This is a genomic window from Mycobacterium sp. PDNC021 (assembly GCF_048282635.1).
Lineage (GTDB): Bacteria > Actinomycetota > Actinomycetes > Mycobacteriales > Mycobacteriaceae > Mycobacterium > Mycobacterium llatzerense.
Genome location: NZ_CP182502.1, coordinates 5,191,463 through 5,214,823, shown reverse-complemented (window position 1 = coordinate 5,214,823; position 23,361 = coordinate 5,191,463). Strand labels below are relative to the sequence as shown.

22 protein-coding genes are annotated in these 23,361 nt (G+C 67.9%); 11 read left to right on the top strand and 11 right to left on the bottom strand.

Annotated features, from left to right (window positions below):
• Positions 1–14: 14 nt before the first annotated feature.
• The 4 genes from ACNO8X_RS24840 to ACNO8X_RS24825 form a co-directional block, all read right to left on the bottom strand.
• The gene (locus ACNO8X_RS24840) at positions 15–1,148 is read right to left on the bottom strand and encodes an Mrp/NBP35 family ATP-binding protein (RefSeq protein ID WP_418003157.1); all 1,134 of its coding nucleotides are present in this window, start codon (positions 1,146–1,148) and stop codon (positions 15–17) included.
• A gap of 43 nt (positions 1,149–1,191) precedes the next feature.
• Complete coding sequence (locus ACNO8X_RS24835) at positions 1,192–2,697, bottom strand: lytic transglycosylase domain-containing protein (protein WP_418003156.1); 1,506 nt, start codon at positions 2,695–2,697, stop codon at positions 1,192–1,194.
• A 70-nt stretch (positions 2,698–2,767) separates the two neighbouring features.
• Positions 2,768–3,400, bottom strand: a complete 633-nt coding sequence (locus tag ACNO8X_RS24830) for a DUF1003 domain-containing protein (RefSeq protein ID WP_418003155.1) — start codon at positions 3,398–3,400, stop codon at positions 2,768–2,770.
• The gene (locus tag ACNO8X_RS24825; protein ID WP_418003154.1) at positions 3,397–4,710 is read right to left on the bottom strand and encodes a magnesium transporter MgtE N-terminal domain-containing protein; all 1,314 of its coding nucleotides are present in this window, start codon (positions 4,708–4,710) and stop codon (positions 3,397–3,399) included. Before ACNO8X_RS24825 ends, ACNO8X_RS24830 begins: the two co-directional genes overlap by 4 nt.
• 25 nt (positions 4,711–4,735) lie before the next feature.
• On the opposite strand from ACNO8X_RS24825, the gene ACNO8X_RS24820 reads away from it, so the two are divergent.
• Positions 4,736–5,701 (top strand): HpcH/HpaI aldolase/citrate lyase family protein, encoded by a 966-nt coding sequence (locus tag ACNO8X_RS24820; protein ID WP_043984806.1) that lies wholly within the window; start codon positions 4,736–4,738, stop codon positions 5,699–5,701.
• Between the two features lie 9 nt (positions 5,702–5,710).
• On the opposite strand, the gene ACNO8X_RS24815 is transcribed toward ACNO8X_RS24820, so the two are convergent.
• Both ACNO8X_RS24815 and ACNO8X_RS24810 read right to left on the bottom strand, forming a co-directional pair.
• Entirely contained in the window at positions 5,711–5,935 is a 225-nt protein-coding gene (locus ACNO8X_RS24815; RefSeq protein ID WP_418003153.1) for a DUF4190 domain-containing protein, read from the bottom strand.
• A gap of 5 nt (positions 5,936–5,940) precedes the next feature.
• Positions 5,941–6,576 carry a DUF4190 domain-containing protein gene (locus ACNO8X_RS24810; RefSeq protein WP_418003152.1) on the bottom strand — a complete coding sequence of 212 codons (636 nt, stop codon included), beginning with the start codon at positions 6,574–6,576 and terminating at the stop codon, positions 5,941–5,943.
• An 80-nt stretch (positions 6,577–6,656) separates the two neighbouring features.
• Here ACNO8X_RS24810 and ACNO8X_RS24805 point away from each other — a divergent pair, with 80 nt between their 5' ends.
• From ACNO8X_RS24805 to ACNO8X_RS24780, 6 genes are all read left to right on the top strand, one after another.
• Positions 6,657–7,157 (top strand): general stress protein, encoded by a 501-nt coding sequence (locus tag ACNO8X_RS24805; protein WP_260942470.1) that lies wholly within the window; start codon positions 6,657–6,659, stop codon positions 7,155–7,157.
• 113 nt (positions 7,158–7,270) lie between these two features.
• On the top strand, positions 7,271–8,680 hold the full coding sequence (locus ACNO8X_RS24800; protein WP_418006025.1) for an ABC transporter substrate-binding protein: 1,410 nt from the start codon (positions 7,271–7,273) through the stop codon (positions 8,678–8,680).
• Complete coding sequence (locus ACNO8X_RS24795; protein ID WP_418003151.1) at positions 8,677–9,555, top strand: carbohydrate ABC transporter permease; 879 nt, start codon at positions 8,677–8,679, stop codon at positions 9,553–9,555. Before ACNO8X_RS24800 ends, ACNO8X_RS24795 begins: the two co-directional genes overlap by 4 nt.
• A gap of 1 nt (position 9,556) precedes the next feature.
• The gene (locus tag ACNO8X_RS24790) at positions 9,557–10,393 is read left to right on the top strand and encodes a carbohydrate ABC transporter permease (RefSeq protein WP_133764677.1); all 837 of its coding nucleotides are present in this window, start codon (positions 9,557–9,559) and stop codon (positions 10,391–10,393) included.
• 3 nt (positions 10,394–10,396) lie between these two features.
• On the top strand, positions 10,397–11,572 hold the full coding sequence (locus ACNO8X_RS24785; protein ID WP_418003150.1) for an ABC transporter ATP-binding protein: 1,176 nt from the start codon (positions 10,397–10,399) through the stop codon (positions 11,570–11,572).
• The gene (locus ACNO8X_RS24780; RefSeq protein ID WP_418003149.1) at positions 11,569–12,165 is read left to right on the top strand and encodes a suppressor of fused domain protein; all 597 of its coding nucleotides are present in this window, start codon (positions 11,569–11,571) and stop codon (positions 12,163–12,165) included. The genes ACNO8X_RS24785 and ACNO8X_RS24780 overlap by 4 nt, the downstream gene beginning before the upstream one ends.
• On the opposite strand, the gene ACNO8X_RS24775 is transcribed toward ACNO8X_RS24780, so the two are convergent.
• Together ACNO8X_RS24775 and corA are read right to left on the bottom strand one after the other, a co-directional pair.
• Complete coding sequence (locus ACNO8X_RS24775) at positions 12,162–12,440, bottom strand: hypothetical protein (protein WP_418003148.1); 279 nt, start codon at positions 12,438–12,440, stop codon at positions 12,162–12,164. The genes ACNO8X_RS24780 and ACNO8X_RS24775 overlap by 4 nt on opposite strands.
• An 89-nt stretch (positions 12,441–12,529) precedes the next feature.
• Positions 12,530–13,636: a magnesium/cobalt transporter CorA gene (corA, locus tag ACNO8X_RS24770; protein WP_418003147.1), complete on the bottom strand. Its 1,107-nt coding sequence runs from the start codon at positions 13,634–13,636 to the stop codon at positions 12,530–12,532.
• 136 nt (positions 13,637–13,772) lie between these two features.
• Here corA and ACNO8X_RS24765 point away from each other — a divergent pair, with 136 nt between their 5' ends.
• Positions 13,773–14,915, top strand: coding sequence for an NAD(P)-dependent malic enzyme (locus ACNO8X_RS24765; protein WP_418006024.1), 1,143 nt, complete (start codon positions 13,773–13,775; stop codon positions 14,913–14,915).
• Between the two features lie 5 nt (positions 14,916–14,920).
• Complete coding sequence (locus tag ACNO8X_RS24760) at positions 14,921–15,781, top strand: glycine betaine ABC transporter substrate-binding protein (RefSeq protein WP_418003146.1); 861 nt, start codon at positions 14,921–14,923, stop codon at positions 15,779–15,781.
• Here the strand turns inward: ACNO8X_RS24760 and ACNO8X_RS24755 are convergent.
• Together ACNO8X_RS24755 and ACNO8X_RS24750 are read right to left on the bottom strand one after the other, a co-directional pair.
• Positions 15,778–16,608: an SDR family NAD(P)-dependent oxidoreductase gene (locus tag ACNO8X_RS24755; RefSeq protein WP_133764669.1), complete on the bottom strand. Its 831-nt coding sequence runs from the start codon at positions 16,606–16,608 to the stop codon at positions 15,778–15,780. The genes ACNO8X_RS24760 and ACNO8X_RS24755 overlap by 4 nt on opposite strands.
• Positions 16,609–16,635: 27 nt before the next feature.
• The gene (locus tag ACNO8X_RS24750) at positions 16,636–17,472 is read right to left on the bottom strand and encodes an SDR family NAD(P)-dependent oxidoreductase (protein ID WP_260942439.1); all 837 of its coding nucleotides are present in this window, start codon (positions 17,470–17,472) and stop codon (positions 16,636–16,638) included.
• Positions 17,473–17,565: 93 nt separating this feature from the next.
• On the opposite strand from ACNO8X_RS24750, the gene ACNO8X_RS24745 reads away from it, so the two are divergent.
• Both ACNO8X_RS24745 and ACNO8X_RS24740 read left to right on the top strand, forming a co-directional pair.
• Positions 17,566–18,540, top strand: coding sequence for a TIGR04222 domain-containing membrane protein (locus ACNO8X_RS24745; RefSeq protein WP_418003145.1), 975 nt, complete (start codon positions 17,566–17,568; stop codon positions 18,538–18,540).
• On the top strand, positions 18,537–19,616 hold the full coding sequence (locus tag ACNO8X_RS24740) for a DUF692 domain-containing protein (RefSeq protein WP_418003144.1): 1,080 nt from the start codon (positions 18,537–18,539) through the stop codon (positions 19,614–19,616). The genes ACNO8X_RS24745 and ACNO8X_RS24740 overlap by 4 nt, the downstream gene beginning before the upstream one ends.
• On the opposite strand, the gene ACNO8X_RS24735 is transcribed toward ACNO8X_RS24740, so the two are convergent.
• Positions 19,613–23,335 carry a multifunctional oxoglutarate decarboxylase/oxoglutarate dehydrogenase thiamine pyrophosphate-binding subunit/dihydrolipoyllysine-residue succinyltransferase subunit gene (locus ACNO8X_RS24735; RefSeq protein WP_418003143.1) on the bottom strand — a complete coding sequence of 1,241 codons (3,723 nt, stop codon included), beginning with the start codon at positions 23,333–23,335 and terminating at the stop codon, positions 19,613–19,615. The genes ACNO8X_RS24740 and ACNO8X_RS24735 overlap by 4 nt on opposite strands.
• Positions 23,336–23,361: the final 26 nt, after the last annotated feature.

Here is a 23,361-nt window from a genome sequence, read left to right as displayed (position 1 = left end):
CGGACAGAGGGAGGTCAGCGCCCAGCCGGGTCGAGCCCGAGTGACATGCCGGCCAGGCCGCGCTTGCGGCTGGACAACTTATCGGCGACCCCGCGCAGCGCTTTCCCCGCAGCCGAGTCGGGATCGGACAGCACCAGCGGCACACCCGTGTCGCCGGCCGAGACCAGCCGCGGGTCCAGTGGGACCTGGCCCAACAGCGGAACCTCGGCACCGACTGTGCGCGTGAGGCTTTCGGCGACCTGGGCGCCGCCGCCCTCGCCGAACAGCTGCATGGTGGTGCCGTCGGGCAGGGTCAGTCCGGACATGTTCTCGACCACGCCGACGATGCGCTGACGGGTCTGCACCGCAATGGCGCCGGCGCGCTCGGCGACCTCGGCGGCAGCCATCTGCGGCGTGGTGACGACGAGGATTTCGGCACTGGGGATCAACTGCGCCACCGAGATGGCGATGTCGCCGGTGCCGGGCGGCAGGTCGAGCAGCAGGACGTCGAGGTCACCCCAGTACACGTCGGCCAGGAACTGCTGTAGCGCCCGGTGCAGCATCGGCCCGCGCCACACCACCGGGGTGTTGCCCTGGGTGAACATCGCGATGGAGATGACCTTCACGTCGTGCGAAACCGGCGGCAGGATCATCGAATCAACCTGGGTGGGGCGATCCTGCACACCCATCATCCGGGGCACCGAGTGGCCGTAGATGTCGGCGTCGAGCAGCCCGACCGACAGGCCCTTGGCGGCCAGTGCGGCCGCCAGGTTCACCGTCACGCTGGACTTACCGACGCCGCCCTTGCCGGACGCCACCGCGTACACCCGGGTCAACGAACCAGGCTGGGCGAACGGGATGACAGGTTCCTTGTCGTCGCCGCGCAGCTGCTTGCGGAGTTCTGCGCGCTGCTCGTCGTTCATCACGTCGAGGGTCACCTTGACGGTGCCGGTGCCCGGCACGTCGGTGACGGCCGCGGTGACCCGATCGGTGATCTCGGTCTTCTTGGGGCAGGCCGACGTGGTCAGGTAGATCTCGACGTGGACGGCGCCGTCGGATTCGACGGTCACGTCCTTGACCATGCCGACCTCGGTGATCGGACGGCGCAGTTCAGGGTCGATAACTTTGCCCAGTGCGGCGCGCACGGCGGCATTCAGCTCAGCAGACATCAGCGGCGAGTCTATGCCTGCCGGTCAGCAGACCCGCAGCTGGTCACGGCAGGGATGGGAAGGCAGGCGCCGCGGGACCCATCGCTTCGGCGGGCGGCGGGCCGGCGGGAGCCTGCGGCGCCGGGACCGCTGCCGGTCCGGGGACAGGTCCCGGTGCGGCGCCGACCGGACCGGCGGCCGGGGTACCCACGCCCACGGCGGTGACCGGAATCGGACCCGCGGGCGCCGGAGCCGGCGCGACGGGCGCCGGCGGCGGTGCCATCGGAGCCGGCGGTAGCAGGAACGGCGGCACGTTGAACGGGTTGGCCGGGGGCGCGTCCAGCGCCGGGGCGTCCGGTGCGGGCACGGCGGCCGGCGCGGGCCCACCGGACAGGCAGAACACGGCGCAGTTCTGTTTCGGTTCGGCCGGTCCGGGCAGCGGGCCCGTGCGCCCCATCTGCAGTGCGGGCGTCATCGCCAGCGGGTCGTCGGACGGCAGGCCCATCGCGTTGATCGGCAGGCCCGGCCCGAGCCCCTCGGGGTTGTCGAGGTGCTGGTCGCCGATGGCGGGCGGCGGGCCGACGATCGGCGGCAGGTCGACCGGTGCGATACCGGTGACGTACGCCTTGGCCCAGCCCAGCACGTTCTGGGCGTACGGCATCGAGTTGTTGTAGCGCAGGATCGCGGTCAGCACCTGGGACGGATCACGCAGGTTCAGCCCGCCGCTGCACAGGTACCGGGCCGCGGCCAGGGACGCGTCATAGACGTTCTGCACGTCGGGCTTGCCGTCGCCGATGGCGTCCGCGGCGTACCGGGCCCAGGTACCGGGCAGGAACTGCATGGGTCCGAGGGCCCGGGCGTAGGTCACGCGGCCGGCTGCGATGCTCTGCACGATGACCTCGTTGCCGGCCAGGGTGCCGTCCAGGACCGGTCCGAGGATCGGTGTGATCGCGGTGCCCCGGGCATCGGTGGCGCCACTGTTGGCGTGCCCGGACTCGATGCGTCCGATGCCCGCCAGCAGGTTCCAGCTGATGCCGCAGCCCGGCGCGTTGGTCGCCATGATCTTCTCGGCGGTGCGGTAGGCGTTCAGGACGACCGGCGGGATCCGCAGCCCGCCGGGTGCCATCACCAGCGACGCCGGCGGCGGCGACAGGGCAGTGGTCGGGTCCATGTGCAGGGCGCGGGGAATCTGATCGGATGCCACCACCGTCATGCCGGCCCGGTTGCGTGGTCCGGGGGTGGTGGGCGTGACGGCCGCCATCGGCGTGACGCCCGTGGTGGCGCTGTTGTGCACCGTCGTTTGCCGAGTCGGCGCCGAACCGCCGACGGCAAGCATCAGAACCAGCGGTGCGACGACCGCGACGCCGGCCAGGGGGCGGCGCAGCGCCCGGGCGATCTGTCGGCGACGTCCGGGAACGGCACTATCGACCGGGTCGGCCTCGTCATCGACTGCGGCGTCGTAGTCGTGTATTTCGTCGTCAACCAGCGCAGAGTCACTGGGAAGTGCGTGGGAGTCAGTAGTAGGCGCAGTGTTGTCCGCAGCGTCTGCGGCGTCGCCCCCGATGTGCACTAAGCCATCCTATGGAAGTGGAATACCGGAGTGACCCCGGTGACCTGTGTTGTGATCCAAGTCACCATACCTACTCTGCGGGCGGTTGGCGTAGCAATGTTTCCGCAGAGTGGAAACTCTCATCGGCGGCAGCGTCGGAGCTGGTCGCCGGGTCGCCGGAAACGTCGCTTTCCTCGGCCGGCGGACGTGACTTTCCGGCCTTGCGCTTGCCCGACCCGCTCTTGGCGCCGTTCTGCTGAGCAATCAACGTGCGCAACTCATCGAGTTCGCGGCGGAGGTAGTCGCGAGTGGCCACCTCGCCGACCGCCAGCCGCAGCGCGGCCAGTTCCCGGGCCAGGAATTCGGTGTCGGCCTTGGTCTGGGCCGCGCGCCGGCGGTCCTCTTCGAGCGCCACCCGGTCCCGGTTCTCCTGGCGGTTCTGGGCCAGCAGGATCAGCGGCGCGGCGTAGGCGGCCTGCGTGGAGAACGCCAGATTCAGCAGGATGAACGGGTACTCATCCCATTGCAGCTGTACCGCGAAGACGTTCAGACCGATCCACACCACCACGATCACGGTCTGGATGAGCAGAAACTTGCCGGTGCCCAGGAACCGGGCGATCGATTCGCTGAACCGGCCGACGGACTCGACGTCGACCCGTGGGGTCAGCCGGAATCGGGACGTGCGCGGAATGTCCAGACGCTGCCTGGCTGAAGGCTCGCTCACCGCTTGACTCCAGAGATGTTGTCGGTGATGGCCTGGGTCGAGCCCGGCCCCGGTTCGTCAGCACTGCGCCAGCCGGTAGGCAGCAGGTGGTCGAGCAGGTCGTCGACGGTGACGGCGCCCAGCAGATGATTCTCGTCGTCGACCACCGGCGCGGATACCAGGTTGTAGGCGGCGAAGTAGCGCGTCACCTCGGCCAGGGAGCTGGTCGGTGACAGCACTGGGAGGTCCGCGTCGATGATGCCGCCGACCTGGGTCGCCGGGGGTTCGCGCAGCAGCCGTTGGGTGTGCACGCAGCCCAGGTATTGGCCGGTCGGTGTCGCGGTCGGCGGCCGGGTCACGAACGTCAGCGACGACAGCGCCGGCGTCAGCTCGGGGTCGCGGACGCGCGCGAGCGCCTCGGCGACGGTGGTGTCCGGGGTGAGCACGACGGGCTCGGGCGTCATCAGACCACCGGCGGTGTCAGGGGAGTGCTGCAGCAGGCGGCGCACGGGCTCGGAGTCCTCGGGGTCCATCCGGTCCAGCAGCACGGCGGCGCGGGTTGCGTCGAGCTCTCCGAGCAGGTCGGCGGCGTCGTCGGGATCCATCTCTTCCAGCACGTCCGCGGCACGTTCGGTGCCCAGCTGGTTGAGCAATTCGGCCTGCTCGGGTTCGGAGAGCTCCTGCAGGATGTCGGCGAGGCGCTCGTCGTCGAGAGCTCTCACGACCTCGTGGCGGCGTTTGGCCGGCAGGTCGCGCAGCGCGTCGGCGACCTCGACGGGACGCTGACCGGCGAACTGCTCCAGCAGTTGGGCCACGCCCTGACCCGGTAGCGCGAGCGCCGACGGCGTCAGTCCGGTGACGTTGTGCCAATCGACCACGTGCACCGTGGTGCGCCGGCCCAGCCGGCGGTGGCGCACCGCGACGCGGGTCACCACCCAGTCGCGCGACCGGGCCTGCTCGATGGCCAGGTCCACCACGACGACGTCGATGCCGGCGAGCTGTTCGAGCTCCGGATCCGTGACGCGGACGCGAGTGTCCAGAATCTGCCCGAGCACCAGCGCCTCGCCGGGGCGCTGGGTGAACCGGCGCAGCGAGATGGTCGCCCCCGTGAGGGTCACCGAGTTGTGTTCGATGGAGGTCACCCGCAGGATCGGGACGAAAATTCGGCGGCGCGAGGTCAGCTCCACGACCAGGCCGAGTACCCGCGGCTGCTGGCGGATGACGCCCATGCTCACGACCACGTCGCGCACCCGGCCGACCGACTCTCCGTCGGGCCCGAGAACGACCAGTCCAGCGAGTCTGGCCACGTAGACCCTGTTGACCGCCACCATGCACCACAGGGTAGAGAGTGGGGTTGTGGAGAACCAGTATCGGCCCCGCCGTACCTGCCTGTCGGTTCCGGGCAGCAGCGACAAGATGATCGCCAAGGCCAAGACGTTGCCCGCCGACCAGGTGTTCCTCGACCTCGAAGACGCGGTGGCGGCCGACGCGAAGGCCGCGGCGCGAACCCGGGTGGCGCAGGCGCTGTGCGAGCCGGGTTGGGCGGGGCAGCTGCGCGGACTTCGGGTCAACGACTGGACCACACCGTGGACGCACGCCGACGTGATCGAGGTGGTCACCGCGGTGGCGCGCGGCGGCGGTGAGTTGGACGTCATCGTGTTGCCGAAGGTCAGCGACGTCTCGCACGTGCAGGCCCTCGATCTGTTGCTGACCCAGCTGGAGCGCGCACACGGACTGCCCGTCGGCCGCATCGGCATCGAGGCCCAGATCGAGGACGCCAAGGGGCTGACCAACGCCGACTCCATCGCCGGCGGACCGCGGGTGCAGGCGCTGATCTTCGGGCCGGGCGATCTGATGGCCAGCCTGAACATGCGCACCCTGGTCGTCGGGGAGCAGCCCGTCGGCTACGGCGTCGGCGACGCCTATCACCACGTGCTGATGACCATCCTGGTGGCGGCGCGGGCGCACGGCATCAACGCCATCGACGGCCCATATTTCAAGGTGAAGGACACCGAGGCGTTCACACGCGTTGCCGGGCAGACCGCAGCGCTTGGGTACGACGGGAAGTGGGTGCTGCACCCCGACCAGATCGCCGCCGGAAACCAGATCTTCAGTCCGCGCCAGGCCGACTACGACCATGCCGAGCTGATCCTCGAGGCCTATGAATGGCACACCTCGCAGGCCGGCGGCGCCCGCGGCGCCGTGCTGCTCGGCGACGAGATGATCGACGAGGCCAGCCGCAAGATGGCGCTGGTGATCGCGGGCAAGGGACGTGCCGCCGGGATGACGCGCACCGGCGAGCGGTTCACTCCGCCGGCGTGAGCGGGCCGGCTAGGTGTCGCCGAGGACCAGTACGACCAGGAAAAGGTTGAGCAGAAACGCCAGGGCGCCGCACACGATGCCGCTCACGGCCAGGACGCTGCCGCGGGTTCCGCTGCCGGGAATGCGCTCGTAGGCGACCACACCGAGCCCGACGCCGATGAGCGCGATGGGGCCGAACACCACGCCGGCCAGTGCGCACACGACCGAGCCGACCGCCAGTCGGTTCACCCGCACGCCGATCACACGTTCGGGTCTTGGTGAATCGCCCAGTCGTAGAACAGCACGAAGCCGAGCAGGCCGATGACGATGGACGCGCCACCGATGGCGATGCCCGAGATGGCCATGGTCCGGCCGCTGGTCCGTGGCCGGCCCTTGCTCTGCATCATGGCCACGATGCCGAGCACGATGCCCAGCAGCGAGACGACCGGACCGATGAAGCACATGAAATAGAGCGGCAGCGCGACCAGCGAGCACACCAGTGATCCGATGGCCATCCCGTCGTTCGACGGCGGTGGCGGGTACGACGAGTACAGCGGGGGCGGCAGGTAGCCCGGCGGCGGATATCCGGGCGGCGCCATCCCCGGCGGCGGGCCGAACGGCCCGGCCGGCGGGGCACCGTAGAAGCCTGGTGGCGGCGGACCGGGAGGCGCGGGGAACGGACCCGTCGGCGGCTGCGGCTGAGGCGCTGGCGCCGGTGCGGGCGGCCCCTGCTGCCAGGGTGTGGAGGTGGGTCCGGGCTCTTCGAGAGCCGGGTACTCGTACACCGGATAGTCACTGGTCGCTTCGGCGTCGGTACCGGACGGCGGGCGGACCGGATCGGCCGGGCGCGACGGACCCCAAGAGGGCTGCCCCGACTCCCCGCCCGGACTTGTCATGCCGACCAACCTAGCCTAAGAGATCATGGCATCGTGGTAGCCGAAGTGCGTTCCGCGGCGACTGACAGGAGACCAGGAGCATGACGAATCCGCTGCAACCCGACCGGACCCCGGGCCCGGGTGGACAGCCGGGATTGCCGACTCCGCCGAAGGGCTGGCCCATCGGGTCGTACCCGACCTACGCCGAGGCGCAGCGGGCCGTCGATTACCTGTCAGACCAACAGTTTCCGGTGCAGCACGTGACCATCGTGGGCGTCGACCTGATGCAGGTCGAGCGGGTCACCGGGCGGCTCACCTGGCCGCGCGTCCTCGGCGGCGGCATCCTGACCGGGGCGTGGCTGGGCCTGTTCATCGGGCTGGTGCTGGGGCTTTTCGGCACCAACGCGTGGGGCTCGTTGCTCACCGGCCTGATCGCCGGCGTGTTCTTCGGCTTGATCACCTCGGGCGTGCAGTACGCGATGTCGCGTGGCACAAGGGATTTCAGCTCCACCATGCAGCTGGTCGCGGGACGCTACGACGTCCTGTGCGACCCGGTGTGTGCCGAACAAGGCCGCGACCTGCTGGGGCGCCTGTCGCTGTAACGGCTGCCTGTCCCGCCACCTGATCCGTTCCTGTCGTGCAGATATGTTGCACGGCACACCCGTGGCGCTCTACGGTTTGCGCGCGGGAGGTTCCCGTGAGACAGGAGGCGTCCGTGGTGCGCGCGGGAAAGCTGCGGGCTGCGCTGGCAGCGGGTGCTGCGGCGTGCACGGCTGCCACGCTGGTGTCCGCGTGCGGGTCCGGTGCCGACGGCAACGTCGTGAGTTTCTACACCTCGGCCAATGAGATGGGGACGTTCTCGGCCCTCGCCAAGCGGTGCAACGCCGAATTCGACGGCCGCTTCAGCATCAAGCAGGTCAGTCTGCCCAAGGGTGCCGACGATCAGCGGCTGCAGCTGGCGCGCCGGCTGACGGGTAACGACAAGAGCCTCGACATCATGGGCCTGGACGTGGTGTGGACCGCCGAGTTCGCCGAGGCCGGCTGGGCGGTGCCGCTGGCCGACGACCCGGCCGGAAAAGCCGAAGCCGACGCCGCCGACGACACCTTGCCCGGACCGCTCAAGACCGCGCAGTGGCAGGGCCGGCTGTTCGCCGCGCCTATCACAACCAACACCCAGATGCTCTGGTACCGCGCTGATCTGATGCCCGAGCCCCCCGCCACCTGGGACGACATGGTGGCCCAGGCGACTCGCCTGCATGCCGCCGGGGGACCGAGCTGGATTGCCGTGCAGGGCAAGCAGTACGAGGGCCTGGTGGTTTGGTTCAACACCTTGCTCACCAGCGCCGGCGGCAGCGTGCTGTCCGACGACGGCAAGACCGTCACCTTGACCGACACCCCTGAGCATCGGGCCGCGACCGTCAAGGCGCTGCAGATCATCAAGTCGGTGGCCACCGCCCCCGGCGCCGACCCGTCGATCACCCAGACCGACGAGGGGACGGCGCGCCTGGCCCTCGAGCAGGGCAAGGCCGCGCTCGAGGTGAACTGGCCGTTCGTGCTGCCGTCGATGCTGGAGAACGCGGTCAAGGGCGGTGTGCCGTTCCTGCCGCTGAACGAGCGTGCGGATCTCAAGAGCGCCATCAACGACGTCGGCACGTTTGCGCCCGACGATGCGCAGTTCACCACCGCCTACGACGAGAGCAAGAAGGTGTTCGGCTTCGCGGACTACCCGTCGGTGCAACCCGATGTGCCGGCGAAGGTCACCATCGGTGGGCTGAATCTGGCTGTGGGCAAGGACAGTACGCACAAAGCCGAGGCGTTCGAGGCCATCCGGTGCCTGCGCAGCGCGGCCAACCAGGAGTACACGTCGATAGAGGGTGGGCTGCCCGCGGTGCGCGCGTCGCTGTACGACGATCCCAAGTTCCAGGCCAAGTACCCGCAGTACGCGGTGATCCGTCGCCAACTCGCCGATGCCGCGGTGCGGCCGGCCACGCCGCAGTACCAGGCGGTGTCGACGCGGATTTCGGCGACGCTGGCCCCGATCACCAAGATCGACCCGCAGAGCACCGCCGACAAGCTGGCCTCCGAGGTGCAGCAGGCGATCGACGGCAAGGGGCTGATCCCGTGAGCAGCGGCACGGCTGAGCGCCGGCTCGCGTACTCACTGATCGCCCCCGCCGTGCTGGTGATGCTGGCGGTCGCGGCGTACCCCGTCGCCTACGCGGTGTGGCTGAGCCTGCACCGGGACAACCTGGCGGCGCCGAGCGAGACCCGGTTCGTCGGGCTGGACAACTACGCGACGATCCTCACCGACCACTACTGGTGGACGGCCTTCGTCGTCACCCTCGGCATCACGGTGGTGTCGGTGGCCATCGAGTTCGTGCTCGGCATGGCGCTGGCGGTGGTGATGCACCGGACCATGTTCGGCAGCTCCGTGGTGCGCACCGCCATCCTCATTCCGTACGGCATCGTGACCGTAGCCGCTTCCTACAGTTGGTATTACGCGTGGACGCCGGGTACCGGGTACCTCGCGAATCTGCTGCCCACGGGCACCGCGCCGCTGACCGAGCAGTTGCCGTCGCTGGCCATCGTGGTGCTCGCCGAGGTGTGGAAGACCACTCCGTTCATGTCACTGCTGCTGTTGGCCGGGCTGGTGCTGGTGCCCCAGGACCTGCTCGACGCTGCCCAGATGGACGGCGCGGGCCGCTGGCAGCGGTTCGCCAAAGTGACTCTGCCGCTGATGAAACCGGCGATCCTGGTGGCCCTGCTGTTCCGCACGCTCGACGCGTTCCGCATCTTCGACAACATCTACGTGCTCACGGGCGGCACCAACAACACCGGCTCGGTGTCGATCCTGGGTTACGACAACCTGTTCAAGGCGTTCAACATCGGCCTCGGCTCGGCGATCAGCGTGCTGATCTTCGCCACTGTCGCGATCATCGCGTTCATCTACATCAAGATTTTCGGTGCCGCGGCGCCCGGCGCGGAAGCCGAGGTGCGCTGAGATGAGCGATCAGACGCGTGGCGGCCGGCTGGCGGGCTGGGGTGTGGTCAACGTCCTGGTGGTGGTCTACGCGCTGCTGCCGGTGCTCTGGATTTTCTCGCTGTCACTCAAGCCGACGTCAACGGTCAAGGACGGCAACCTGATTCCGCGTCAGGTCACGTTCGACAATTACAAGGGCATCTTCACCGGCGGCGGCTTCGGTTCGGCACTGATCAACTCGATCGGCATCGGGTTGATCACCACCGCCATCGCCGTGACGATCGGCGGCATGGCCGCCTATGCCGTGGCCCGCCTGGACTTTCCGGGTAAGCGGCTGCTGGTCGGTCTGGCCTTGCTGATCTCGATGTTCCCCCAGATCTCCCTGGTGACGCCGCTGTTCAACATCGAGCGCACCGTCGGGCTGTTCGACACCTGGCCGGGCCTGATCCTGCCGTACATCACCTTCGCGCTGCCGCTGGCGATCTACACCCTGTCGGCATTCTTCCGGGAAATCCCTTGGGATTTGGAGAAGGCCGCCAAGATGGACGGCGCCACACCGGGGCAGGCCTTCCGGAAGGTGATCGCGCCGCTGGCCGCGCCCGGCATCGTCACCGCGGCGATCCTGGTGTTCATCTTCGCCTGGAACGACCTGCTGCTGGCGTTGTCGTTGACGGCCACGCAGCGGGCCATCACCGCGCCGGTGGCGATCGCGAACTTCACGGGCAGTTCGCAATTCGAGGAACCGACCGGTTCCATCGCCGCCGGGGCGATGGTCATCACGGTGCCCATCATCATCTTTGTTCTGATCTTCCAACGACGGATCGTCGCGGGCCTGACGTCCGGTGCGGTTAAGGGGTAGTTCATGGCCGAAATCGTTTTGGACCACGTCACCAAGAGCTACACCGGTGGGGCGACCGCCGTGCAGGACCTGTCGCTGACCATCGCCGACGGTGAGTTCCTGATCCTGGTCGGGCCGTCGGGGTGCGGAAAGTCGACGACGCTCAACATGATTGCCGGGCTGGAGGACATCAGCTCCGGCGAACTGCGCATCGGTGGCGAGCGGGTCAACGAGAAGGAGCCCCGGGACCGGGACATCGCGATGGTGTTCCAGTCGTATGCGCTGTACCCGCACATGACGGTGCGGCAGAACATCGCGTTCCCGCTGACCCTCGCCAAGATGCCGAAGGCCGACATCGCGGCCAAGGTGGAGGAGACCGCGAAAATCCTTGACCTGACCGCACTTCTGGACCGCAAGCCCGCCCAGCTGTCCGGTGGCCAGCGCCAGCGCGTGGCGATGGGACGTGCCATCGTGCGCAGCCCCAAGGCCTTCCTGATGGACGAGCCGCTGTCCAACCTGGATGCCAAGCTGCGGGTGCAGATGCGCACCGAGATCGCCCGGCTGCAGGCCCGGCTGGGCACCACCACCGTCTACGTCACCCACGACCAGACCGAGGCGATGACGCTGGGTGACCGGGTGGTCGTGATGAGCGGCGGTGTCGCGCAACAGATCGGCACCCCCGACGAGCTGTACAACCGGCCGGCGAACCTGTTCGTCGCCGGCTTCATCGGCTCCCCGTCGATGAACTTCTTCCCGGCTACCCGGACCGACGTCGGGGTGGAACTCCCGTTCGGTGAAGTCACCCTGAGCGACGACGCCCGCGCGGCGCTGGACCAGCACCGGCCGTCGGCCGACCTGATCGCGGGTGTGCGCCCCGAACAGTTCGACGACGCCTCGGTGATCGACGCCTACGCGCGCATCCAGTCGCTGACCTTCGAGGTCGATGCCGAGCTGGTGGAATCGCTCGGCGCGGACAAGTACGTGCACTTCCGGATCGACGGTGCCGGCGCTCAAGCTGCCCAGCTGGACGAGCTGGCTGACGACACCTCCGACGCCGGATCGAGTGAGAACACTTACGTGGCAAGGGTTTCGGCCAAGTCGTCTGCGACGGCGGGCGGCAAGGTCGAGCTGGCCCTCGACACATCCAAACTGACCCTGTTCGATCCGGCGACGGGTCGCAACCTGTCGCTACCGCAGTGACCGACGTCCTCGCAGCGGTAAGGGCCCACGTGACGGCGTATTTCGCCGGCCGCGGCAGCACCGCCGAACCGGTGGGCGCCAGCGTCACCTTTCTCGGTGCCGACCCCATCGAGGTGCTGCGCTACGGACCGACCGACAACGACGTGTATCACTATGCGTCCCAAGGGTGCTCGCGATACCCCATGGCGGACCCGACGGACATGATGGCCGATGGGATCAGCGGTCCCCGGGCGGAAGCGGTGCTGTCGCTGCGCGGCCCCACACCGCCGGGGCTGGCCCGCTCGATCGCGGTGCTGGCATCGGCGCCGGCCGTCGAAGGCCTGATCCTGGAGCCCGATGCTCTGATCGACCTACAGGAACCCGTGTGGCAAGGGGCTGCGTTCACCGCATTCCTGTTGGGCGCCAGTGAGATCGGCGATGTCGAACTGCCCGATCCCTACCAGCCGGTGCGGATCCTGACCGCCACCCCGATCACCGCCACCGAGGCCGCCTGGGTGCGGCTCAAAGGCGCCGACGCCATGCGCGATGCGTGGCAGCAGGACGGCGTCGACGTCCTCGATCAGCGGCGCCGGGCCGCGGAACCACGCGCTTAAGACGTGTTGTTCGGGCAGGCGACATCAGCCCACACGACGTCACCCTCGGCAGGTTCGTCGGAGGACGGGTTGTTGACCCGGACCACTGTGCAGCGTTGCAGCAACGTGGGCTTGTTCCCGTTGAGCCAGTTGAGTCTGACGGTATAGCCCTCGGCTTCGAGGTCTCTGATGACGGCGTCCGCGCCGTTGGCGTGGGCGGCGGGTGCGGTGATGCCGGTGAGCACACCACTGGCAACGACCAACGCGACTACGGTGGACTTGCTCCCAATTTTCATTGGAAGATCATGCCCCAACAGTTGTTACCGGTGGTCCGTTTTGCTATAGGACGCGTCGCTCAGCGCCAGATTGCCGGAAGCTCACACAGCTACAGCCAGTGGTTGTGCCGGAACGTCCGGTACAACCCCGTGCACACCAGCACCATCAACGTCAGCACCCCGAAATACCCGTAGTGCCAATGTAGTTCGGGCATGTTGTCGAAGTTCATGCCGTAGATGCCGGCGATCATGGTGGGCATGGCGGCGATGGCGACCCACGCCGAGATCTTGCGCATGTCCGCGTTCTGTTCCATCCCGACCTTGCCCAGTGCGGCCTGCACCAGGGAGCTCAGCAGGTCGTCGAACCCGGTGATCTGGTCGGCGGCCTGACTGTTGTGGTCATGCACGTCGCGGATGTAGCGGCGAACTTCTTTGGAGATCAGGTCGTTGTGGTCGGACAGCAGTCGCTGCAACGCCATGGTCAGCGGGTTCACCGAGTGCCGCAACTCGACCACCTCGCGCTTGAGCAGGTAGATGCTCTCGATGTCGGTCTGGGTGTGTGAGGAGAAGACGGTCTGCTCGACGGCGTCGATGTCTGTCTCGACCAGCCCGGTGACTTCGAGGTAGCTGTCCACCACATGGTCGGCGATGGCGTGCATCACCGCGTAGGGCCCCAGCGTGAGGATGGTGGGCGACTCGTCCAGTCGGTGCCGCACCCCGGCCAGTCCGCTGTGCTCGCCGTGCCGGACGGTCACCACGAAGTCGGGTCCGACGAACACCATGATCTCGCCCGTTTCGACGATCTCCCGGGCGTTGGCCACCGACTCGTGCGCGACGTAGCTGACCGTCTTGAGCACCAGGAACAGGGTCTGGTCATACCGCTCCAGCTTGGGCCGCTGATGGGCGCAGACCGCGTCCTCGACCGCCAGTTCGTGCAGCCCGAACACGTCGGCGACGGCTTGCATCTGGTGCTGATCGGGCTCATGGAGCCCGATCCAGACGAACGCCTCCTCTCCGGCCGCGCGCAGCTCGCGCACCTTGGCCACGGCGGCGCCGTGGGTGTATTTGCCGGGCAGGCGCGTGCCCATGGAGTAGACGCCGCAGTCGACCGTGGCGCGCGCGACCGGAACGTGGATCGAGCTGGCATCGGGGCCGGTAGGCACCTTTTTCGGGATCGGGCGGAAGTTCGACGGCTGTAGTGCGCGGAACGAGGGCATGAGGCTGACCTCCCGTGGGGCGGACTTTCTGGACCTATAGACCAGGGGCAAATGCTACGCGTAACCCGCGGGTAGCTTTTGTGTGAAGTAGCCTGACGCGGTGTCAGATAAGTCAGGTGCTGTGCGCACACCCCAGGTGGTCATCGATGATGCGGAGATTTTCGCCGCCCACGAAGGGGGCAAGCTCTCCGTAGCCCTCAACGAGCCGCTGGATACCCAGCGTGCGTTGTCGATCGCCTACACCCCGGGTGTCGCCCAGGTCAGCCGCGCCATCGCCGCTGATGCGACCCTGGCCAAGAAGTACACCTGGGCCAACCGCCTGGTCGTGGTCGTCAGCGACGGCAGCGCCGTGCTCGGCCTCGGAGACATCGGCCCGGCGGCTTCTCTGCCGGTCATGGAGGGTAAGAGCGCCCTGTTCAAGACCTTCGGCGGGCTGGACTCGATCCCGATCGTGCTGGACACCAAGGACCCCGACGAGATCGTCGAGACCCTGATCCGGCTGCGTCCGACGTTCGGCGCCGTGAACCTGGAGGACATCTCCGCGCCGCGATGTTTCGAGATCGAGCGCCGCGTCATCGAGGCGCTGGACTGCCCCGTCATGCATGACGACCAGCACGGCACCGCCATCGTGGTGCTCGCAGCGCTGCTGGGCGCCACCAAGGTGCTCGAGCGCGACATGCACGACCTCAAGGTCGTGGTGTCCGGCGCCGGTGCGGCCGGCGTGGCCTGCACCAACATCATGCTGGCCAGCGGCATCCGCGACATCGTCGTGCTCGACAGCAAGGGCGTCGTGCACTCCGGCCGCGACGACCTCAACTCCTTCAAGGCCGAACTCGCCGGCCGCACCAACCCGCGCGGCATCACCGGCGGTGTCGCCGAGGCGCTCGACGGCGCCGACGTCTTCCTCGGCGTCTCTGCCGGTCTGGTGCCCGAAGAGCTCATCGCCACGATGGCCCCGAACGGCATCGTGTTCGCGCTGTCCAACCCGGACCCGGAGATCCACCCGGACGCCGCCCGCAAGTACGCCGCGGTGGTGGCGACCGGCCGCAGCGACTTCCCGAACCAGATCAACAACGTGCTGGCGTTCCCCGGTGTGTTCCGTGGGGCCCTGGACGCCGGTGCCCGTCGCATCACCGAGGCCATGAAAGTGGCTGCCGCAGAAGCCATCTTCTCGGTCGTCGGTGACGATCTGTCCGTCGACTACATCGTGCCCAGCGCGCTCGACCCGCGCGTGGGTCCGGCCGTGGCGGCCGCAGTGGCCGCCGCGTCGCAAGCCTGAGCACCGTGAGCCGCCGGGTCGCGGTGGGCAGTGCGGCGCTGGCCGCACTGATCGCCGCGACGACGGCGGGCTGCAGCACCGGGCAATCCGTGCCGGGGCCGCCGGCGTTGACCGTCGGGGCGGCGCCGACGCCCGAGTCGAAGCTGCTGGCCCATCTGTATTCCGCGGCGCTGGGATATTTCGGTATCCCGACCCGCGTGCATCTGGTTCCGGATCCTGTTGCGGCCCTTGATTCCGCCGACGTCACGGTGGCGCCGGGTCTGACCGGCGAACTGCTCGCCAGGTTCGTCCCGCACGCCACGGCGCGGGCCGACGAGCAGGTGTACCGATCGATGATCTCGGCGCTGCCCGAAGGGGTGGCCGCTGCCGACTACACCGCGTCAGCGCAGGACAAGCCGGCTGTCGCGGTCACCGCGGCGACGGCCGACCGTTGGGGCACAAAGGATGTCGCGGCATTGCCGGGCCATTGCGGCGGACTGTCTGTCGGAGTGGTGACGGGTGACGTCCACCCGGCTCGGGTGGGGGATTGCGTCCTGCCGGCGGCCCGTGAATTCACGGACACCGCAAGCCTTTTCGCTGCGCTGAAAGCCGGTGCGGTGACATTGGCCTGGACCTCGACCGCAGCGCCGGCGGCACCATCGGGCGTGACGGTGCTGACCGACCGGACCGCATTGATCCGCGCCGAGAACGTGGTGCCGTTGTACCGGCGCAATGTCCTGGCCGAGCAACAGGTGTTGGCGCTCAACGGAATTGCCGGAGAGCTCGACACCGCGACGCTGACCGACATGATCGGTCAGGTCGACAAGGGCGCCGATCCGGCGGCGGTAGCGGGTGCGTGGTTGGCCCAGCACCCGCTGGACCACTAGCCGAGCTTCGGCAACACCCGTCCCGCGATGGCCGCGAACAGGCCCTGGTAGGCGCCTGACCCGGTGATGCGGACGATCACGTCGACGATCTTGGCGTCCGGTCCGACCAGTACCCGGGCATGGCCCTTGCGGACCGCCTCGAGAATGATCTTGGCGGCCTGTTCCGGGGTGGTGAGGGCTGCCTTGTCGAACAGCTTGTTCAGGCCCGCGGAGTCGATGTCCGCGGCGGCGGTCGAGTTGCGCACGATGTTGGTCTTGATACCGCCCGGGTGCACCGTGGTGACCTTGACCGGGTGCCCGGCCAGCTTCATCTCCTGGCGCAGTGCCTCGGTGAAGCCGCGCACCGCGAATTTGGCTGCGTTGTAAGCGGATTGGCTGGGCACCGCGAACAGGCCGAAGATGCTCGAGACATTGACGACATGCCCATCACCCGAGGCGATCAGGTGCGGCAGGAAGACCTTGGTGCCGTTCACGACGCCCCAGAAGTCGACGTCCATGACCCGTTCGATGTCCTTGAACTGGCTGACCTCGAGATCACCGGTGAAGGCGATGCCGGCGTTGTTGTAGATCTGGTTGACCTTGCCGAAGTGCTTGACCACGTCGTCGGCGTAGAGCGCGAAGGCCTCGCGCTCGGCGACGTTGAGCCGGTCGGCCTTCACCGGGGCGCCGATGGCCTTGACCTGTTCCTCGGTCCTGGCCAGGCCCTCGGTGTCGATGTCGCTGATCGCCAACAGCGCACCCGAGCGCGCCAGTTCGATGGCCAGTGCTTGCCCGATGCCCGATCCTGCTCCGGTGATCACACAGACCTTGCCGGCGAATCCCTCCATGAACGCTCCTTTGCGTTGGTTGACGGGTCAGTGCGAACGTGTCGGCAGCACGCGTGAGGTGACGCGCGAGAACAGGTCCTGGTAGGCGCCCGAGCCGGTGGCCCGGATGATCAGGTCCAGCAGCTTGGCGTCGGGCCCGACGAGCACGCGGGCGTTGCCCTTGCGGACGGCCTCGAGGATGATCTTGGCGGCGCGTTCGGGGGTGGTCTTGGCCAGCTTCGCGTCGAAGGTCTTGGCCAGTTCCTTGGGATCGAGGCCCTCGACGGCGGTGGAGTTGCGGGCGATTCCGGTCTTCACGCCGCCGGGGTGCACCGTGGTGACCTTGACCGGGTGCCCGGCGAGCTTCATCTCCTGGCGCAGTGCCTCGGTGAAGCCGCGGACGGCGAACTTGGAGGCGTTGTAGGCGGCCTGGCCGGGGACGGCGAACAGGCCGAAGACGCTGGAGACGTTGATGACGTGCCCGTCGCCGGAGGCGATCAGGTGCGGCAGGAATTCCTTGGTGCCGTTGACGACGCCCCAGAAGTTGACGTCCATGACGCGCTCGATGTCTTTGAACTGGCTGACCTCGATGTCGCCGGTGAAGGCGATGCCGGCGTTGTTGTAGATCTGGTTGACCTTGCCGAAGTGCTGGGCAACGGCGTCGGCGTACAGCGCGAAGGCTTCGCGCTCGGTGACGTTGAGGCGGTCGGCCTTGACGGGGGCGCCGATGGCCTTGATCCGCTCTTCGGTCTCGGCGAGGCCCTCGGTGTTGACGTCGCTGATGGCCAGCTTGGCGCCCGAGCGGGCGAGTTCGATGGCGAGCGCCTGGCCGATGCCCGATCCGGCTCCGGTGACGACGCAGACTTTTCCGGCGAAGCCCTCCATGAACACTCCCTTGTGTTGACGCGTGATGACCTGGCGTCAGGCTAGCCGATACCCGCGGTTCTGATTGAGCCGGACGCCGTCCGCCGCCGGCCAATGTGTGGATCGCGCAAGGAAATCAATGATGCCAGGGCTTTGAGCTCGGTTTCGCCTGTTGTCGTGAGCATTCTGAAAACGCTTCATCGGCGGGATGTCAACGTAGACAGGAGGCGGGCGATGCACGAACCGTGGGGTCTGTCAGGACCGGATTTTTTGGTGCAGTTCATCGGGGTCTATGTGCTCGCGGTGTTTTTGGTGTTCTGGGTCAGAGGGATTCTGTCCGGTTCTCGTGGGCTTCAGGTGGGTAAGCCGCTCGATGATGCCTATCGGACGGCGTTTCTTGCGGGTGGTCCGAGGAGAGTCGTGGATACCGCGATCGCGCAGACGGTCTTGAGCGGCCGGATGCTCGTCGCTCGGGAGGGCGGGCTGACGGTCGCCGCGGGTTCCATCGGTCGCGACGCGGTGGAGGAGGCGGTGCTCGAGGCCGCGCGCGAGACGGGTTCAGCGGGGCGACGACGCATCAAGGGACTGCGTGACCATCCGCAGGTTTCCGCGGTTGGTGAGCACTTGAGAGCCGACGGCTTGCTACCCACGGGCGTACGGGTGGTGTTCTGCCGCGTCGTTGCGCTGCTGCCTGGTGCGGTGTGGGTGGTCGGCGTCGTCCGGGCGGTCAACGGCGCTGAGCTCCACCGTCCCGTCGGTGTACTGATTGTCGTCCTGGTGGTGACGGCGTTGGTGTCGTGGGTTGTCTGGTGCATGGCCGCGGTGGGCGCCGGGCATCGCCCGACCGCGGACGGACGGCGGGAGCTGGAAGCTGTGCGCGAGGAGTACGACGCGCGCGTAGCGGATGGTTCGGTGCTCGGGTCGGCGCAGGTGATGGGTGTGGCGCTATTGGGCTTCGCGGCGCTGACCGACCCGGATCTGCGGAGTGCGCTGGTCGGCGCCACCGGCAGCGACGGCGGCGGGGGCGGTTGCGGCGGGGGTGGCTGTGGCGGTGGTGGTTGTGGGGGCTGCGGGGGTTGCGGGGGATGAGCACCGCGATCGGTATCGGCTGGCGCCCCGAAATCGACCTGTCGATCGAGCGGCTGCCCGGCGTCGAGTTCGTCGAGGTGATCGCCGAAGGCATCAAACCCGAGCGACTGCCCGCCTCGCTGCAGGCATTACGGGCCCGCGGCATTCCCGTTGTCCCGCATGGTGTTTCGCTCTCACTCGGTGGGGCACAGGTGCCTGAGCCGGCCCGCCTGGCGCACCTCGCCGCATGTGCGGCGGCTCTGGATGCGCCATTGGTCAGCGAGCACATCGCCTTCGTGCGCGCTGGCGGCAGCGAGGCCGGGCACCTGCTGCCGGTGCCGCGCACCCGCGCGGCCCTTGATGTCATCGTCGAGAACGTTCGGATTGCCCAAGACACGCTCGGTGTCCCGCTGGCCCTGGAACACGTTGCGGCAGTGCTGGAATGGCCCGACCGCGAGTTCACCGAGGCCCAGTTCCTGACCGAGATCGCCGAACGCACCGGCGCGCTGCTGCTGCTGGACGTCGCGAACCTCTACACCTCGGCCGTCAACTTCGGCGCGGACCCTCTCGATGCGCTCGAAACACTGCCGCTGGAACGAATCGCCTACGTCCACGTGGCCGGCGGCGCCTTGCGCGACGGCATCTGGCACGACACCCACACCGCCGCTGTGCCCGGGCCGGTCTTCGAGTTGCTCGCAGAGCTCGCGAGTCGAACGACGCTGCCCGCGGTCATGCTGGAACGTGACGGCGCCTACCCGGCCGCCGACGTGCTCGCGGGGGAACTCTCGGCCATCCGGTCCGCTGTCGGCCGCGTCGAAGGCGACGCGGTTCGGCCCTGGGCCGCAGGTGTGGACCGGCTGCCCGGTAGCCCGGGATCTGAGCCGTCCGACATCATCCGTCGATCGCTAGCCGATGCCGAGGACGCACTGCTTCAGGCGCTGCTCGGACTGACCGATCCGCCGCCGGGCTTCGACGCAGCCCGGGTTGCGGTCGCGGGGGCCGTATTGGCCCACAAACGAGCGCACAGTCCCGCGAAAATGAGCTTGGGTGCGAAGTTCCGCCGGAAGTTCGCACCCAAGCTCACGTTCGGGCGTTAGGGGGCGAAGGCCTCGTCGATGATGGCCTGCTGCTCGATGGCGTGCACCTTCGAGCTACCCGACGACGGCGCACTCATGGCCCGGCGCGAGATGCGCTTGATGCCGGTGAGGCGGTCCGGCAGCAGTTCCGGCAGGCTCAGGCCGAACGTCGGCCAGGGTCCCTGGTTGGCCGGCTCTTCCTGCACCCAGAAGTACTGCTGCACGTTCGGGTACTGGGCCAGCGTGGCTTCGAGACGGCGCTTGGGCAGCGGGTACAGCTGCTCGATGCGAACGATGGCGACGTCTTCTCGGTTCTCCTTGGCCTTGCGTGCCACCAGGTCGTAGTAGAGCTTGCCGCTGCACAGCAGCACTCGCGTGACCTTGGCCCGGTCGCCGACGCCTTCTTCGTAGGTCGCCTCTTCGAGCACCGAGCGGAACTTGATCTCGGTGAAGTCCTTGACGTCGCTGACCGCGGCCTTGTTGCGCAGCATGGACTTCGGGGTGAAGACGATCAGCGGCCGGTGGATGCCGTCGAGGCCGTGGCGGCGCAGCAGGTGGAAGTAGTTGGCCGGGGTCGACGGCATGGCGACCGTCATCGAACCCTCGGCACACACCTGCAGGAACCGCTCGATGCGGCCCGACGTGTGGTCCGGACCCTGGCCCTCATGGCCGTGCGGCAGCAGCAGCACGACGTCGGAGAGCTGGCCCCACTTGGCCTCACCCGAGCTGATGAACTCATCGATGATCGACTGCGCGCCGTTGACGAAGTCACCGAACTGGGCCTCCCACAGCACCATGGCGTCGGGGTTACCGACCGAGTAGCCGTACTCGAAGCCGACCGCGGCGTACTCAGACAACGCCGAGTTGTAGATCAGCAGCTTGCCGCCGGTCGGGGTGCCATCGGTGTTGGTGGCCAGCAGCTGCAGCGGGGTGAACTCCTCGCCGGTGGTGCGGTCGATGAGGACCGCGTGCCGCTGGGTGAACGTGCCGCGCTGGGTGTCCTGACCGGAGAACCGGATCAGGCGGCCCTCGGCGACCATCGAGCCCAGGGCGAGCAGCTCGCCGAACGCCCAGTCGATCTTGCCCTCGTAGGCCATCTCACGACGCTTCTCCAGCACAGGCTTGACGCGCGGGTGCACGTTGAAGCCCTCGGGCACCGCCAGGTGCGCGTCGCCAATGCGGGCCAGCAGTGACTTGTCGACCGCGGTCAGCAGGCGCTGCGGGATGGTCTGGTCGGACTCCACCGATTCGCTGGGCTCGATGGTGTGCTTCTCCAGCTCGCGCACCTCGTTGAAGACCCGCTCCAGCTGGCCCTGGTAGTCGCGCAGGGCGTCCTCGGCCTCTTTGATGGAGATGTCACCACGGCCGATGAGGGCTTCGGTGTAGGTCTTGCGGACGCCGCGCTTGGTGTCGATGACGTCGTACATGTACGGCTGGGTCATCGACGGGTCGTCGCCCTCGTTGTGGCCGCGGCGGCGGTAGCACAGCATGTCGATGACGACGTCCTTCTTGAACGCCTCGCGGAAGTCGACGGCGATGCGGGCCACCCAGGCGCAGGCCTCGGGGTCGTCGCCGTTGACGTGGAAGATCGGGGCGCCGATCATCTTGGCCACGTCGGTGCAGTACTCGCTGGAGCGCGAATCCGTTGGCGCCGTGGTGAATCCGATCTGGTTGTTCACGACGATGTGGATGGTGCCGCCGGTGCGGTAGCCCTTGAGCAGCGCCAGGTTGAGCGTCTCGGCCACCACGCCCTGGCCGGCGAACGCGGCGTCGCCGTGCAGCATCATCGGCATGATCGAGAAGCGGCCGTGCGCGTCGCTGTCGTCGTGTTCGTCACCGACCAGCAGGTCCTGCTTGGCCCGGACCAGGCCCTCGAGGACGGGGTCGACGGCTTCGAGGTGGCTGGGGTTGGCCACCAGCGACACGTCGATCTCGTTGTCGCCGAACATCTGCAGGTAGTGGCCGGTGGCGCCGAGGTGGTACTTCACGTCGCCGGAGCCGTGTGCCAGGGCCGGGTTCAGGTTGCCCTCGAATTCGCTGAAGATCTTCGAGTACGGCTTGCCGACGATATTGGCCAGCACGTTGAGGCGGCCGCGGTGCGGCATGCCGATGACCACTTCGTCGAGGGCGTGCTCGGCGGCCTGGTCGATGGCGGCGTCCATCATCGGGATGACGGCTTCGGCGCCTTCCAGCGAGAAGCGCTTCTGCCCAACGTATTTGGTGTGCAGGAAGGTCTCGAAGGCCTCGGCGGCGTTGAGCTTGGACAGGATGTACTTCTGCTCGCCGACCGTGGGCTTGTCGTGCTTGACCTCGACGCGCTCCTGCAGCCACTTCTGCTGCTCGGGTTCGAGGATGTGGGTGTACTCGACACCGACGTGGCGGCAGTAGGCGTCGCGCAGCACCGACAGCACGTCGCGCAGCTTCATGAACTGCTTGCCGGCGAAACCGTCGACCTTGAACTCGCGGTCCAGGTCCCACAGCGTCAGGCCGTGGGTGTTGACGTCGAGGTCGGGGTGGCTGCGGAAACGGGTCTTGTCCAGGCGCAGCGGGTCGATGTCGGCCATCAGGTGGCCGCGGTTGCGGTAGGCCGCGATCAGCTCGATGATGCGGGCGTTCTTGTGGGAGATCGAGTCCGGGTTGTCGATCCGCCAGCGCACCGGCTCGTAGGGGATGCCCAGCTCGCGGAAGATCTCGTCGAAGAAGGCGTCGTCCAGCAGCAGGCGATGGACGGTGCGCAGGAAGTCACCGGACTCGGCGCCCTGGATGATGCGGTGGTCATAGGTGGAGGTCAGCGTGATGAGCTTGCCGATACCGAGCTCGGCGATGCGCTCCTCGCTGGCGCCCTGGAACTCGGCCGGGTACTCCATGGCGCCGGCGCCGATGATGGCGCCCTGACCGCGCATCAGGCGCGGCACCGAGTGCACGGTGCCGATGGTGCCCGGGTTGGTCAGCGAGATGGTGACGCCGCTGAAGTCCTCGGCGGTCAGCTTGCCGTCCCGCGCACGCCGGACGATGTCCTCGTAGGCCGCGATGAACTGGCCGAATTGCATTGTGTCGCAACGCTTGATGGCCGCGACGACAAGCTGGCGCGAGCCGTCCTTGTTCTGCAGGTCGATGGCCAGACCGAGGTTGGTGTGCGCCGGCGTGACCGCGGACGGCTTGCCGTCCACCTCGGCGAAGTACCGGTTCATGTTGGGGAACTGCTTGACCGCCTGGACGATCGCGTAGCCCAGCAGGTGGGTGAAGCTGATCTTGCCGCCGCGGGTGCGCTTGAGGTGGTTGTTGATGACGACGCGGTTGTCGATCATCAGCTTCGCGGGGATGGCACGCACGCTCGTGGCGGTCGGCACGTCCAGCGACGCGTTCATGTTCTTGACGACGGCAGCCGCGGCGCCGCGCAGCACCTGCGTCTCCGAGTCCTCGGCCACCACCAGTGCGGGAGCGGCCTTGGCGGGAGCGGCCTTGGCCGGGGCCGGTGCCGCGGGTGCCGGAGCGGCAGCAACGGGCGCGGCGGCAGGAGCCGGTGCGGCCGGCGCGGGTGCCGGGGCCGCGGGTGCCGCGGCGGGTGCCGGGGCTGCTACGGCGACGGAATCCGTTGTGTCCGTTATGGGTTCGGGGTTGTAGTCACGTAGGAAGTCGTGCCAACTCGGGTCCACCGAGGACGGGTCCTCACGGAATTTGCGATACATCTCTTCGACCAGCCACTCGTTCTGACCGAATGGTGAAGGTGATGTGCTCACGGCCGCTATTCGCCTCGTTTCCTTCT